This is a genomic window from Lysobacter sp. P5_B9 (assembly GCF_054049835.1).
The window spans coordinates 346,011-360,149 of the sequence record NZ_JBFULP010000003.1 but is presented as its reverse complement, the minus strand read 5'-3'; the positions used below and the strand labels follow the sequence as shown (position 1 = coordinate 360,149).

At 68.7% G+C, this 14,139-nt stretch carries 8 protein-coding genes and 1 riboswitch; of the genes, 5 read left to right on the top strand and 3 right to left on the bottom strand.

The window, feature by feature from the left end:
• Window positions 1–8 precede the first annotated feature (8 nt).
• The gene (locus ACXJJ9_RS09330) at window positions 9–2,273 is read right to left on the bottom strand and encodes a winged helix-turn-helix domain-containing protein (RefSeq protein WP_457096911.1); all 2,265 of its coding nucleotides are present in this window, start codon (window positions 2,271–2,273) and stop codon (window positions 9–11) included.
• 280 nt (window positions 2,274–2,553) lie between these two features.
• Window positions 2,554–4,431, bottom strand: a complete 1,878-nt coding sequence (gene thiC, locus ACXJJ9_RS09325; RefSeq protein WP_457096910.1) for a phosphomethylpyrimidine synthase ThiC — start codon at window positions 4,429–4,431, stop codon at window positions 2,554–2,556.
• Window positions 4,432–4,588: 157 nt separating this feature from the next.
• Window positions 4,589–4,683, bottom strand: a riboswitch (TPP riboswitch).
• A gap of 37 nt (window positions 4,684–4,720) precedes the next feature.
• Between thiC and ACXJJ9_RS09320 the strand changes: the two genes are divergently transcribed.
• The 5 genes from ACXJJ9_RS09320 to thrC all read left to right on the top strand — a co-directional run bounded on the left by ACXJJ9_RS09320 (window position 4,721) and on the right by thrC (window position 10,669).
• Window positions 4,721–5,500: a TylF/MycF/NovP-related O-methyltransferase gene (locus ACXJJ9_RS09320; protein ID WP_457096909.1), complete on the top strand. Its 780-nt coding sequence runs from the start codon at window positions 4,721–4,723 to the stop codon at window positions 5,498–5,500.
• Window positions 5,501–5,641: 141 nt separating this feature from the next.
• Window positions 5,642–5,770 (top strand): hypothetical protein, encoded by a 129-nt coding sequence (locus ACXJJ9_RS09315; protein ID WP_457096908.1) that lies wholly within the window; start codon window positions 5,642–5,644, stop codon window positions 5,768–5,770.
• An 80-nt stretch (window positions 5,771–5,850) separates the two neighbouring features.
• Complete coding sequence (thrA, locus tag ACXJJ9_RS09310) at window positions 5,851–8,403, top strand: bifunctional aspartate kinase/homoserine dehydrogenase I (RefSeq protein ID WP_457096907.1); 2,553 nt, start codon at window positions 5,851–5,853, stop codon at window positions 8,401–8,403.
• A 47-nt stretch (window positions 8,404–8,450) separates the two neighbouring features.
• Entirely contained in the window at window positions 8,451–9,383 is a 933-nt protein-coding gene (locus tag ACXJJ9_RS09305) for a homoserine kinase (RefSeq protein ID WP_457096906.1), read from the top strand.
• Window positions 9,380–10,669, top strand: coding sequence for a threonine synthase (gene thrC / locus ACXJJ9_RS09300; RefSeq protein WP_457096905.1), 1,290 nt, complete (start codon window positions 9,380–9,382; stop codon window positions 10,667–10,669). The genes ACXJJ9_RS09305 and thrC overlap by 4 nt, the downstream gene beginning before the upstream one ends.
• A gap of 102 nt (window positions 10,670–10,771) precedes the next feature.
• Here thrC and ACXJJ9_RS09295 read toward each other — a convergent pair whose 3' ends face one another.
• The gene (locus ACXJJ9_RS09295) at window positions 10,772–13,999 is read right to left on the bottom strand and encodes an efflux RND transporter permease subunit (protein WP_457096904.1); all 3,228 of its coding nucleotides are present in this window, start codon (window positions 13,997–13,999) and stop codon (window positions 10,772–10,774) included.
• Between the last annotated feature and the right edge of the window lie 140 nt (window positions 14,000–14,139).

The window sequence follows — 14,139 nt, the reverse complement described above, 5'->3', positions numbered from 1 at the left end:
CACTTGGATCACTGCGAACCGATCGGCTCCGGCGGCATCGACATCGGCATGAAACCGATGTCGCCACCATCCCACAGGGAAAGGGTGACGTAGATCACGTCGCCGCGCGGCGACAGACTGAAGCCGCTCGGGCCGCTGCGGCGGTTGCGGTCCACGCACAACGGCGGCGCGGCATCGCCCAGGCGGCGCAGGGCCGACGCGCAATCGGACGTGCGCACGAAGTAATAGACATCGCCCTGCCCGGACACGGACCACAGCCGGTAGCTGGAGACTTCCGGTACGGCAGCATCGATCTGGCGGACGCTCGCCGCCGATAGCGCCAGGTCGGCCTGCCACAGGCCCGGCTGGCCGGGTCGCGTGAACAGCACCCGCTGGTGCGCCGGGTCGACACGGGCGACGGCGATGTCCTCGATCGACGCCAGCGAGCGCCAGGGCGCCGTCCGCCGGTCGTACAACTGCAGGCGCAGGCGCCCCTCCTCGCCACCGGCGATTACCAGCAGGCGATCGCCGTCGCCGGGGACATACAGCGCCTGGACCACGTCCGCGACCGGATTGGGCAGGCGCACGACCTGCGCGCTGGCGGGCACCACCTCATACAACCCGAACCCGGCGTCGCCGCTGCCGACCACCAGCAGGCGCCGGCTGTCGGGCGACCAGTCGGGCGGATGCCAGGACTCCGGGCGCAATCCTTCGATCAGGCGCAGCGATTCCGGCCGGGCCAGGTCGGCCCACCACAGGGCAAACGTGCCGGAGCGGTCCGAGGTGAATACCAGTTGGCGGTCGTCCGGCGCGATGACCGGCAGGCGATCACGGCCCGAGGATGGAAACAGGCGCTCCGGGGGACGGCGGCCGCCGAGGGCCATGCGGTGGATGCCGAAGTAACTGCGCGCTTCGGTGAAGGCCATCGAGGGCACGTGTGCCGCGACCGTGGGCTCGAGCGCATCGGCGATGCCCATGTCGTGCACCAGTCCGCTGCGCAGGTCGAGTTCCATCAGCCGGCTTTCGCTGCCGCTCCAACGCGCCAGGACGATGCTGCGGCCGTCGGGCATCCAGTCCCATCCGCGGATATCGCCATGCAGGCGCGTCAGGCGACGGGGTGGACCGCCCGTACTTGGAATCCGGTAGAGATCGCCCACCGGCGAGTTGCGGACAAAGACGATCCAGCGGCCATCGGGCGAATAGCGCGGTGCGAAATCCACGTCGAGGGCGGTGGCGCCGTAATCCAGCAGGCGCCACTCGCCGCTGGCGAGGTCGAGCAGGCGCAGCCCGGCGCCGCCGGTCGGGGTGCCGCGACTGCCGAATACCAGGCCGCGTCCGTCGAAGGTCCAGTCGAAGCTCGGCGGGTTGCGCGGATCGCAGCTGCCCACGCTGCGTTCGGCACCGCCGTTCGACGGCACCACCATGACCCGGCAGTCCTCACCATCGCCACCATCACCATCGCGCACGCGCAGGAACGCGATCTCGCGCCCGCTCGGCGACCAGGTCGGCGCGCGGTCCGAGGTATCTCCCTCGGGATGGCTCAGCTGCCGCGGCGTACTCGGGTCGGTGGTCTGCAGCATGATCGCCGTGCGGCGATGCCCGGCGGGTACCGCGACGTACGCGACAAGGGCGGCATCGGGCGAGAGCGCGGGGCTGCTCTCGATGCCCGGCACCGACGTGATGAGCCGGTAACTGGTGGTCGCCGGAACGCGCGCGCCGGTCTGCGCCCGCGGCGCTCCCCCATCACCCGGCGGCGCCTCGCGCCGCAGCGACCAGGCCAGCACCAGCACGAACACCAGCGCGGCCGCACCCAGCGCGATGGCGATCGCGCCCCATCCGCCGCGGATATCGGTCGGCGTCGCGGCGTAGTTCGGCCATTGCCTGGGTGCCTCCGGCGCTGGCGCGGCGGCGGATTCGGCACTGGGCGCCGCGGATGCGGCGAGCCATTCCACCGGCGCCAGCAGGCGATATCCGTACTTCGCGATGGTCTCGATGTAGCGCGGATTGCCGCGCTCGTCGTCGAACGCCTTGCGCAACTGGGTGATGGCCTGCGTCACCACGTCGTCGCTCGGCATGGTCCCGGCCCACACCTGCGCGAGCAGCGCATCGCGGCTGACGACGCGGCCACCCTGCTCGATCAGCGCCGCCAGCACGGCGATCGCCTTGGGGGTCACGCGCCGGGGCCGGCGCGCGCCGGGGGCATGGATTTCCCGCAACGGCATGTCGACCGTGCAGTCGCCCACGCGCAGGCGTGCGGACGGCAGCGGCGATGGGGGCAGTGAAGAGATCGACATGAATCCTGAAGATGATGCGGAGGTGCGCGCGTGGCCGCCAGTGCGGTCAATGGAACCGACAGATGCCGCAAACGGGGTTGCCAGCCACGGAAATGCGTGTTGGCAGGACAGATTCTAGAGTCTGCGGGTTACCCGGCCGTTGCCCGCGCTGAATGCAGAGCCCCGCGAGTCCCGGTGCACCCCCTGACGCCGGTTGTCCGGCGTCACTCTCCCCTCACAGTCTTTTTGCGCCGGAGTGGTCCCGCTCCGGCGTTTTTTTGGCTGCGGAGCACGACACTCCTCAGGCCTTGCGGTAAACCTCGGCGCCCTGCGCCAGGAATTCCTTCGACTTCTCGGCCATGCCTTCCTCGAGCGCCGCGGTTTCGTCGACGCCATGTTCGGCGGCGTAGTCGCGCACGTCCTGGGTGATCTTCATCGAGCAGAAGTGCGGGCCGCACATCGAGCAGAAATGCGCGACCTTGTGCGCATCCTTCGGCAGCGTCTCGTCGTGGAATTCGCGGGCGCGTTCCGGGTCGAGGCCGAGGTTGAACTGGTCTTCCCAGCGGAACTCGAAGCGCGCCTTGCTCAGCGCGTTGTCACGCGCCTGCGCACCGGGGTGGCCCTTGGCGAGGTCGGCCGCATGCGCGGCGATCTTGTACGCCATCAGCCCTTCGCGCACGTCGTGCTTGTTGGGCAGGCCCAGGTGTTCCTTGGGCGTCACGTAGCAGAGCATCGCCGTGCCGAACCAGCCGATCATCGCAGCGCCGATCGCCGAGGTGATGTGGTCGTAGCCCGGTGCGATATCGGTGGTCAGCGGACCGAGCGTGTAGAACGGCGCCTCGCCGCACTCGCGCAGCTGCTTGTCCATGTTCTCCTTGATCAGCTGCATCGGCACGTGGCCGGGGCCTTCGATCATGGTCTGGACGTCGTGTTTCCACGCGACCCGGGTGAGTTCGCCCAGCGTTTCGAGTTCACCGAACTGCGCGGCGTCGTTGGCGTCGGCGATCGAACCAGGACGCAGGCCATCACCCAGCGAGAAGGCCACGTCGTAGGCCTTCATGATGTCGCAGATGTCCTCGAAGTGGGTGTAGAGGAAATTTTCCTTGTGGTGGGCCAGGCACCACTTCGCCAGGATCGAACCGCCGCGCGAGACAATGCCGGTGACGCGCTTGGCGGTCAGCGGCACGTAACGCAGCAACACGCCGGCGTGGATGGTGAAGTAGTCCACGCCCTGCTCGGCCTGTTCGATCAGGGTGTCACGGAAGATTTCCCACGTCAGCTCTTCCGCGCGGCCATCGACCTTCTCCAGCGCCTGGTAGATCGRCACCGTGCCGATCGGCACCGGCGAGTTGCGGATGATCCATTCGCGGGTTTCGTGGATGTGCTTGCCGGTGGACAGGTCCATCACCGTGTCGGCGCCCCAGCGGATCGCCCACACCAGCTTCTCCACTTCCTCGGCGATGCCGGACGACACTGCGGAGTTGCCGATGTTCGCGTTGACCTTGGTCAGGAAGTTGCGGCCGATGATCATCGGCTCGCTCTCGGGATGGTTGATGTTGTTCGGGATGATGGCGCGGCCGCGCGCGACTTCGTCGCGCACGAACTCCGGCGTGATCAGTTTCTGGATGTTGGCGCCGAAGGCTTCGCCCGGATGCTGGCGCAGCAGGTGCGCCTCACGGATCGACTCGATGCGCTGATTCTCGCGGATGGCGATGTATTCCATTTCCGGGGTGACGATGCCGCGCCTGGCGTAGTGCATCTGCGAGACGTTGGCACCGGCGATGGCACGGCGCGGCTGCGGGCGCTGGCCAAAGCGCACCGCATCCAGCTTCGGGTCGTGCTCGCGCGCGCGGCCGAATTCGGACGAGAGGCCATCGAGCAGCTCGGTATCGCCACGCTCGCCGATCCATTGCGCGCGCAGCGGCGCCAGGCCGCTGGCGAGGTCGATGCTCGCCTGCGGGTCCGTATACGGACCGGAGCAGTCGTAAATCGAGAATGGCGCGTTGTCCTCGCCGCCGAACATCGTCGGCGTCTTCGTCAGCGCGACCTCGCGCATCGGCACGCGGATGTCGGGGCGCGAGCCTTCGACGTGGATCTTGCGCGAGCCGGGAATCGGGCGGGTGACGTCGGCCGACAGTTGCTCGGCCTGCTGGAGGAGTTCAGTGGGAACCGCGTTCATCTGTTTCGTCCATTGTTCGTGGGAGCGGTGGCGCGAGAGAGCGACCTTGATTGCCGGATTTCGTCAGCGCTGCGGCGCGCTCGACATCATGGCAAGGGAAGATCATTCGCGGCGCGGCGCGGACGAAGCGGCGGCGCTCGGATCGTGACGGAATCGTGACGGATCCGGCGAAGCTCCCTACGGCGGTGCGATCCGCATCAGGTTCGAAGGGTGTGTCTCAACCGGCCACGGCCAGTACCCCCGCTTCGGGGGATATTAGAGCACACGCGATTTTCCCTAGCCTGCGGGTATGAACAGCCCCTCGTATCCCCCGCTTTCGTTTTCGATGGATGACATCGTTGTCGCCCGCCTGAACCGCCCACCGGGACGGCGCCAGCGCATCGCCAACCAGGTACTGGCCCGCCTCGGCACGGGATTGCGCGTGGCGGCGCGTCCGTACAGTTGGGGCTACGGCAATGTCGAGTCGCGCGTGAATGTGTTCCATCTCGCCAGCCAGACCTGTGCCTACGACGTCCCGGGCGATCTGGTCGAGGTCGGATGCGCGCTCGGCGGCTCCTCGGTCGTGATCCAGTCGGTACTGTCGGCCGGCGGGGAAACCGGCAAGTCCTTCCATGTCTACGACAGCTTCGAAGGGCTGCCCGAGCCCAGCGCTACCGACGCCGCCGACAGCGTCTACCGCAAGGGCGACATGGCCGCGCCCCTCGAACGGTTCGAAGCGAGCTTCCGCCACATCGGCCTGCCGTCGCTGCCGGTCATCCACCGCGGCTGGTTCGACGACACCATTCCGGCGCAATTGCCCGACCGGATCAGCTTTGCCCTGATCGATTGCGACCTGTACACCTCGACCGCGCACGTGCTTCCGCACGTTTATTCGCGAATGTCGCCGGGGGCGATTGCCATGTTCGGCGTGTACTACGACCCCGCCGTGTATCCGTGCGAAGGAATCCAGGACACCTACGCCTCGCCGGGCGTGAAGCGGGCGACCGACGAGTTCTTCGCCGACAAGCCCGAGCGGGTCTCGGTCCTGTACGCGAACGAATACTCCAACGGGTACTTCCGCAAGGTCTGACCCGGTTTCGGCCAGGGGTTCCAGCAGACAGCAGTGCCGCGACAGGTTTTGCCCGGGCGGGGCGACTGCGCGCGCGAAAGAACCGGTTGCCGCACGCAAGGTTATTTGACACGCCCTGACACCAGCCGCTATCACTGCCCCATGCATCGTCTTTCCACGCGCTTCCGCCCGATCCGCAGCCACGCTGCGGTCGACGCGCGCGCGACCGCCACTGCCCGCACTACCATCACCGTGACCCGATGGTGGATGCGGCTGGGCATTGTGGACTGAGATTCCAACCCCCGCCCCGCATCCGGACCGGATGCGGGGGCACCCGTCCGGCGGCTGCGGGGCTTATCAGGAGCCCTCGCATGCCCTTCGATCCTCCTCCCTCGCCGCTGGCGAAGCCGGACGCCCACCCGCAGGCCGGCGCCGCGTTGTGCCACGCGCACAAATTCGGTGGCAGCAGCCTCGCCACCGCCGAACGATTCCGGCAGGTCGCAACGCTGCTGCGCAGAACGGGTACACCGCGCATCGTGGTGGTCTCGGCCATGCAGGGCGTCACCGATGCACTGACCACGCTGGCACAGTCCGCACTGGCCAGGCAGCGCTGGCATGACGATTTCAGGGCGTTGCGCGATCGTCACATCGCAGTCGCAGGCGAACTCGACGCGGAGGGCGCGCACGCACTGGTCGCATGGTTCGAAACGGAATTCGCCGCATTGCAGGCCTCTCTGGCCACGCCCTCGCGCCGGCCGGAATGGTTCGCGACGCTCCAGGGCGCGGGCGAGGTCTGGTCTGCGCGCATGCTGCTGGCGACGCTCGATGGCGCCGCCGCCGGCTGGGCAGTGCTGGATGCGCGCGAGGTGCTCGCGGTCCATCCCGGCGAACTCGGCGTCGGCGTCGACTGGCCGCGCAGTCGCGCCCGCCTGGCCACATGGCGTGCGGCGAACCGGGAGGCGAACGTCATCGTCACCGGCTTCATCGCCCGCGGCAGCGACGGCGCGGTGACGACGTTGGGCCGCAACGGCAGCGACTACTCGGCGGCGATCTTCGCGGTGCTGTGCAATGCCAGCGAACTGACCATCTGGACCGACGTCGATGGCGTGCTCAGCGCCGATCCGCGCTTGGTGCCGGACGCGGTGTGCCTGGAGTCGATGTCGTACGCCGAGGCCTGCGAACTGGCCTACTTCGGCGCCAGGGTGCTGCATCCGCAGACCATGGCGCCGGCGATGCAGGCAGGCCTGCCGATCCGCATCCGCAACACGCTGCGCCCGCAGGCGCCCGGCACGCTGATCACCGCCGATTCGGCGCCCGCCGCCTCGCCAGTGAAGGGACTCAGCCTGGTTTCCGACATGGCGCTGCTCGAACTCACCGGTGCGGGCCTGATTGGCGTGCCTGGCACGGCCGAGCGCATGTTCGCCGCGCTGCATGCGGCCAGCGTGTCGGTGACGATGATCTCGCAGGGCTCCTCCGAACATTCCATCTGTTGCGTGCTGCGTGCCGACCAGGCCGAGCGCGGCCGCATGGCCGTGCAGGCGGCATTCCGCGATGCCATCGCCGATGGCCAGGTCGAAGGCGTGCGCGTCACACCCGGCATCGCGGTGCTTGCGGCCGTGGGCGATGGCATGGTCGGCACGACGGGCGTGTCCGCGCGCCTGTTCAATGGCCTGGCCCAGGCGCGCGTCAACATCCGCGCGATCGCGCAGGGCGCGAGCGAACGCAACGTCTCGGTCGCGATATCCGCCGAGGACGCCACGCGCGGATTGCGCGCGGCGCACGCCGCGTTCTGGCTGTCGCCGCAGACGCTGTCGGTGGGCGTGATCGGCCCGGGCAATGTCGGCCGCGCCCTGCTGGCACAGCTGGCGCAGGCCGCGTCGCGCTACAGCGGCGCCGGTGCCATTCCGATGGAAGCGAGGCCGACGGAAGCGAGGCACGCAGGCGCGAGCGGCCTGGACCTGCGCCTGCGCGCGATTGCCAACAGCCGGCGCATGCACCTGGCGCCACGCAGACTCGATCCTTCGGAGGCCGTTACGGCATTGGATGAAGGCGAAGCGCTCGACTTCGTCCGTTTTGCCGCGCACGTACGCGCCGAGCACCTGCCGCACGCCATGATCGTCGACTGCAGCGGCAGCGATGCGGTCGCCGCGCATTACGCCGAGTGGCTCGCGGCCGGCATCCACGTGGTGACGCCCAACAAGCATGCCGGCGCCGGCCCGCTGGAGCGCTATCGCGCGATCCGCGCCGCGACCCGGCACGGCGGCCACTTCCGCTACGAAGCCACCGTCGGCGCCGGCCTGCCGGTGATCCAGACCCTGCGCAACCAGCTCGACACCGGCGACGAACTCACCGAAGTCGAAGGCGTGTTTTCCGGCACGCTGGCCTGGCTGTTCAATCGTTTCGACGGCAGCGTGCCGTTCTCGCGGCTGGTCGCCGAGGCGCGCGAACTGGGTTACACCGAACCCGATCCGCGCGACGATCTCGGCGGAGTCGACGTGGCGCGCAAGCTGGTGATCCTGGCACGCGAAGCCGGACGCGAGCTGTCGCTGGAAGACGTGGAGATCGAAAGCCTGGTGCCACCGGCGCTGCGCGAGGTGGGCCGCGAGGAATTCCTGTCGCGATTGCAGGAACTCGATGCGCCGCTGCAGGCACGGCTGGAAGCGGCGCGGCGCGAAGGCCGCGCGCTCTGCTATCTCGCACGACTGGACAGCGAAGGCCGTGCGCGCGTCGGCCTGGTCTCGCCCGAGCCGGACCACCCCAGCCTGCACAGCCAGCTCACCGACAACCTGGTCCAGTTCCGGACCCGCCGTTACGCCTGCAATCCGCTGGTGGTGCAGGGACCGGGCGCGGGCCCCGACGTGACGGCGGCGGGCGTGTTCGGCGATATCCTCGCCATCGCGCAGGCGCTGGGGGCGCGGCCATGAGCGTTGTCCCCGTCGCCGCATCCCCCTTCCGCCCTCTGTCCCCCTCCATGACCGCAACCAAAGCCACGGCCTTCGCCCCCGCCAGCGTCGGCAACATCGGCGTCGGCTTCGACCTGCTCGGCCACTCCATCGCCGGGCCGGGCGACCGCGCGCAGGTCACGCGCATCGCCGAACCGGTCGTGCGCATCAGCGCGATCGAAGGCGACGTCGACGGGGTCGCGCGGCTGCCGCTCGATGCACCGCTGAACACCGCGGGCCGCGCGCTGATCGAGTTGCGCGAACGCCACGGCATCGCGCACGGCTTCGAACTGCGCCTGCACAAGGGCATTCCGCTCGGCTCGGGCCTGGGTGGCTCCGCCGCGTCGTGCGTGGCGGCGCTGGTGGCGGCGAATGCGCTGCTGGACATGCCACTGGAACGCGAGGACCTCTACCCGCTCGCCCTGGCTGGCGAGGCCGTCGCGAGCGGCAGCACACACGGCGACAACGTCGCGCCGATGTTGTTCGGAGGTGTCGTGCTGGCGACATCGACACGGGCGATCCGCCTGCCCGCACCCGAGTTGTACTGCGCCGCCGTGCATCCGCACTTCGTGCTGGAAACGCGACATGCACGCGCCGCGCTCGTGGAGCCGTATGCGATCGGCGACTTCGTACGGCAGAGCGAGCACCTGGCGTTGTTCCTCACCGGCCTGGCGCGCGCCGACCTGTCGCTGATCGCCGAGGGCCTGCGCGACGTGCTGGTCGAGCCACGCCGCGCCGCATTGATTCCGGGCTTCGCGGAAGTGAAGGCAGCGGCGCTGGCGCACGGTGCGCTCGGCGCAAGCATCTCCGGCGCGGGACCCACGGTGTTCGGCTGGTTTGCCAGCGCGGACGAGGCCTCATGGGCGGCGCATGCGATGCAGGTCGCCTTCGCCGGCGCCGGTCTGGAGAGCGATGTCTACGTTTCGCCGGTGAACGGGCCGCGCGCCGAGCTTGTCGCATGAGGTTTGTCAGCACGCGCGGCGGCGTCGAGTCGACGCCGCTGGATGTCGCGCTGGCCGCGGGGCTGGCGCCCGACGGCGGGCTCTACGTGCCCGAATCGGTGCCGCATGCGGACTTGGATCGCGCTGGCGCCACCCTGGCGCAGACGGCCCACGCGGTGCTCGCCCCGTACTTCCTGCAATCGGACCTGCGCGAGGCGCTGCCGGCACTGTGCGACGCCGCCTTCGCCTGGCCCGCGCCGCTGCACGCACTGGCGTCGTCTCCGGATGATCACGTCCTCGAGCTGTTCCATGGCCCCACCGCCGCGTTCAAGGATTACGCCGCGCGCTTCCTCGCCGAATCACTGGCGCGCCTGCGCGATCCCACCGCGCCGCCCACGACCATTCTCGTCGCCACCTCGGGCGATACCGGTGCCGCGGTCGGCGCCGCATTCCACCGCCGCCCCGGTTTCAACGTGGTGATCCTGTACCCCGACGGCCGCGTCGCGCCGCGCCAGGCACACGGCCTGGAATGTTTCGGCGACAACGTGCGCACCTTCCGCGTCGCCGGCAATTTCGACGACTGCCAGCGCTTGGCGAAGCAGGCGCTCAGCGACGAGTCGCTGCGCGCGCGCCTCCCGCTGAGCTCGGCCAACAGCATCAGCCTCGGCCGCCTGCTGCCGCAGATGGCCTACTACGCGCATGCCGCGCTGGCATTCCGGGCCGGACATGGCGTGCCGCTGAATTTCATCGTGCCCACCGGCAACCTCGGCAACGCGCTGGCGTGCTGGCTGGCGCGGTGCATGGGCCTGCCGATCGGCGACATCGTGCTGGCGAGCAATGCCAACGACGCGCTACCGCGCTACTTCGCCGGAGGCGACTACGCCCCGCGCGCGAGCATTGCCACGCTGGCGAATGCGATGGATGTAGGCGCGCCGAGCAATTTCGAGCGCCTGCGCTCCTGGCATCGCGACGATGCGAAACTCCGCGGCGCCATGCGTGCCTTCAGCGTGGACGACGACGCCATCCGCGACACCATCCATGAGGCGCCGCAACGCCACGGCGTGGTGCCGTGCCCGCATACCGCCGTCGGCCTGTGCGTGCTTGAACGCCTGCGCGAAGCCGCCGATACGCGCCCCTGGGCCGTGGTCGCGACCGCGCATCCGGCAAAGTTCGACAGCATCGTCGAACCGCTGGTCGGGCATGCGGTGGAACTGCCACCCGCGCTGGCGGCGTGGCTGGCGCGGCCGGCGCAGGGGCGTCCGTTGGCAGCCGATTACGACGCGCTGCGCGCGGAGCTGCTGGGCTGAGACGAACGCGCCGTTGCGTTGTCGGCAGCGAAGAAGGTGCGGCGAGCCATCCGAAAGTCTGGGAGGGGGAGAGAGCCTCCGGATGGCCCGCCGCAAAAGACGTCAGCCGCCGCCTGCTTCTGGGGCGTGCTGCAGCGCGTTGTTCTGACCCGCGGCTCGAGTCTCATCGCGGCGCACCCGGAACCACGCCGCGTACAGCGCGGGCAGGAACAGCAGCGTCAGCACCGTGGCCACGATCAGGCCACCCATGATCGCCACCGCCATCGGTCCGAAGAAGGCGCTGCGCGTGAGCGGAATCATCGCCAGCACCGCGGCGAGCGCGGTCAGCACGATCGGGCGGAAGCGGCGCACGGTCGCCTCGATGATCGAGTTCCAGCGATCGTTGCCGGCGGCGATGTCGTGCTCGATCTGGTCGACCAGGATCAGCGAGTTGCGCATGATCATGCCGGCGAGCGCGATCGTGCCGAGCATGGCGACGAAGCCGAACGGCACGCGGAACACCAGCAGGAACAACGTCACGCCGATCAGCCCCAGCGGCGCGGTCAGCAGCACCAGCGCGGTGCGCGCGAAGCTGCGCAGCTGCAGCATCAGGAGCGTCACCACCACCAGCAGGAACAGCGGCATGCCGGCGTTGATCGAGTTCTGTCCGCGCGCGGAATCCTCGACCGCGCCGCCGGTCTGCAGCAGGTACCCCTCTGGCAGCTGGCCGCGGATGCCTTCCAGCGTCGGCAGGATCTGCGCGACCACGGTCGGCGCGGTCAGCGTGTTGCGGATGTCGGCGCGCACGGTCACCGTCGGCAAGCGGTCGCGGTGCCAGATCACGCCGTCCTCGAATACGTATTCGAGCTTGGCGATCTGCGACAGCGGCACCGGCCCGTTCGCGGTCGGCACGGCGAGGCTGCCGAGCAGGTCCAGGCGCGCGCGTTCCTCGGCGGGCCCGCGCATCAGCATCTCGACCAGCTCGTTGCCTTCGCGGTAGGTGCTGACGTGCAGGCCGGACAGCGAACCCGACAGGAAGCGCGCCACTTCCGCCGAGCTCACGCCCAGCGCACGCGCGCGGTCCTGGTCGATCACCAGCTTCACCACCTTGCTGGGCTCGTCCCAGTCGAGGTTGACGTTGGCGACGTTCGGGTTCTCGCGCACCTTCGCTTCGACCTGCTTCGCCAGCGCGCGCACCCGGTCGATGTGTTCGCCGGACACGCGGAACTGCACCGGGTAACCCACCGGCGGCCCGTTCTCCAGGCGTGTCACGCGCAGCTGCAGTTCGGGGAACTGCGGGGCGACGTCGTTGATCAGCCAGTGGCGCAGTTCCTCGCGCGCCTGAGTGTCCTTGGCGCGCACCACGAACTGGGTGAAGTTGGCCTGCGGCAGCTGCTGGTCGAGCGGCAGGTAGAAGCGCGGCGAACCGGTGCCGACGTAGGCCACGTAATTGTCGATGCCTGCGCGCTTCTTCAGCAGCGCCTCCAGCTTCTTCGCCTGCGTCTCGGTCGAGCGCAGGGAGACGCCTTCGGCCAGTTCCATGTCGACCATCAGTTCGACGCGGGTGGAATCGGGGAAGAACTGCTGCGGCACGAAACGGAACATCGCCACCGACAGCACGAACGCGCCCGCGGTCAGGCCGATCACCAGCCAGCGGCGGCGCAGGCAGGCGTCGAGCAGGTTGCGGAAGGCGACATGGAACTTCGACGCGTACGGATCATGCGTTTCACTCCCTCCCCCGCTTGCGGGGGAGGGTTGGGGTGGGGGTAAGCCGGCATCCGCAGCCCCCATCCCAGCCTGCTTGCGGGGGAAGGGGCTTAGAGCCCGCAGCCGCTGCCAGAACGATGGTTTGGCATGGGCGTTGTGGAGATCGGGCAGCATGCGGTCGCCCAGATACGGAATGAACAGCACCGCGGCGATCCACGACACCAGCAGCGCGATCGTCACCACCTGGAACAGCGAGCGCGTGTACTCGCCCGTGCTCGATGCCGCCGTCGCGATCGGCAGGAAGCCGGCCGCCGTCACCAGCGTGCCGGTGAGCATCGGGAACGCGGTGGTCTCGTAGGCGAAGCTCGCGGCCTTGAGGCGCGAGAAGCCCTGCTCCATCTTGATCGCCATCATCTCCACGGCAATGATCGCGTCGTCGACCAGCAGGCCCAGCGCCAGCACCAGCGCACCCAGCGAGATCTTGTGCAGGCCGATGCCGAAGTAGTGCATCACCGCGAAGGTCATCGCCAGCACCAGCGGAATGCTGACCGCCACCACCATGCCGGTGCGGAAGCCGAGCGAGAAGAAGCTCACCAGCAACACGATCGCCACGGCTTCGGCCAGCACGCGCACGAACTCACCGACCGATTCGTGCACGGCCGCGGGCTGGTCGGAGACCTTGCGCAGCTCCATGCCGGCCGGCAGCGACTGCTGCAGGCGCTTGAACTCGCTTTCCAGGGTCTTGCCGAGCTTGAGGATGTCGCCGCCGTCCTTCATCGCCACGGCGATGCCGATGGCATCCTCGCCCATGAAACGCATGCGCGGCGCGGCGGGGTCACTGAAGCCGCGCGTCACCGTCGCCACGTCGGCGAGGCGGATCGTGCGGCCGCCAGTGCGGATCGGGAAGTCGCGGATCTGCTCCACCGACTTGAAGGCACCGGTGATGCGCAGCTGCACGCGCTCGGTCGGCGTCTCGAAGAAGCCCGCCGGCACCACCGCGTTCTGCTGCTCCAGTGCGCTTTTCACGGCATCGAGCGGAATGCCCAGCGTGGCCAGCTTGGTGTTGCTGACCTCGATCCAGATCTTCTCGTCCTGCAGCCCGACCAGCTCGATCTTGCCCGCGTCGGGTACGCGCTGCAGTTCCAGTTGCACGCGCTCGGCGTAGTCCTTGAGCACGGCGTAGTCGAAGCCCTTGCCGGTCAAGGCGTAGATGTTGCCGAAGGTGTCGCCGAATTCGTCGTTGAAGAACGGGCCGACGGTGCCTTCCGGCAGCGTCGGGCGGATGTCGCCGACTTTCTTGCGCACCTGGTACCAGACATCCGGAATGTCCTTCGAATGCAGCGAATCGCGCGCGACGAAAATCACCTGCGATTCGCCCGGGCGCGAGTACGAGCGGATGAACTCGTACTTGCCGGTCTGCATCAGCTGCTTCTCGATGCGCTCGGTGACTTCACGCGAGACCTCGTCTGCGGTCGCGCCCGGCCACAGCGTGCGCACCACCATCGCCTTGAAGGTGAAAGGCGGATCCTCGGACTGGCCCAGGTGGCGGTACGACCAGGCGCCGATCAGCGCCAGCAGCAACATCGCGTAGACGACGAGAGTGCGGTTGTTGAGCGCCCACTCGGACAGGTTGAAACGACGCATAGTCAGCGTTCCATTGTTTGGAAGTTCCTTCTCCCCGCGCGGCGGGGAGAAGGTCGAAGCGAGCGACAGCTCGCTGAGGAACGGGCGGATGAGGGGCTGCTTTTCCTGTTGCGCCTGGGCGCTCCCCTCATCCCGGCCTT

Excerpts from the sequence above, each read along its gene's own strand:
- ACXJJ9_RS09315 (WP_457096908.1), top strand. The coding sequence starts at position 5,642 with ATGCATCGTCTTTCCACGCGCTTCCGCCCGATCCGCAGCCACGCTGCG.
- ACXJJ9_RS09305 (WP_457096906.1), top strand. The coding sequence starts at position 8,451 with ATGACCGCAACCAAAGCCACGGCCTTCGCCCCCGCCAGCGTCGGCAAC.
- thrC (WP_457096905.1), top strand. The coding sequence starts at position 9,380 with ATGAGGTTTGTCAGCACGCGCGGCGGCGTCGAGTCGACGCCGCTGGAT.
- ACXJJ9_RS09295 (WP_457096904.1), bottom strand. The coding sequence starts at position 13,999 with ATGCGTCGTTTCAACCTGTCCGAGTGGGCGCTCAACAACCGCACTCTC.
- thrA (WP_457096907.1), top strand. The coding sequence starts at position 5,851 with ATGCCCTTCGATCCTCCTCCCTCGCCGCTGGCGAAGCCGGACGCCCAC.
- ACXJJ9_RS09320 (WP_457096909.1), top strand. The coding sequence starts at position 4,721 with ATGAACAGCCCCTCGTATCCCCCGCTTTCGTTTTCGATGGATGACATC.
- ACXJJ9_RS09330 (WP_457096911.1), bottom strand. The coding sequence starts at position 2,273 with ATGTCGATCTCTTCACTGCCCCCATCGCCGCTGCCGTCCGCACGCCTG.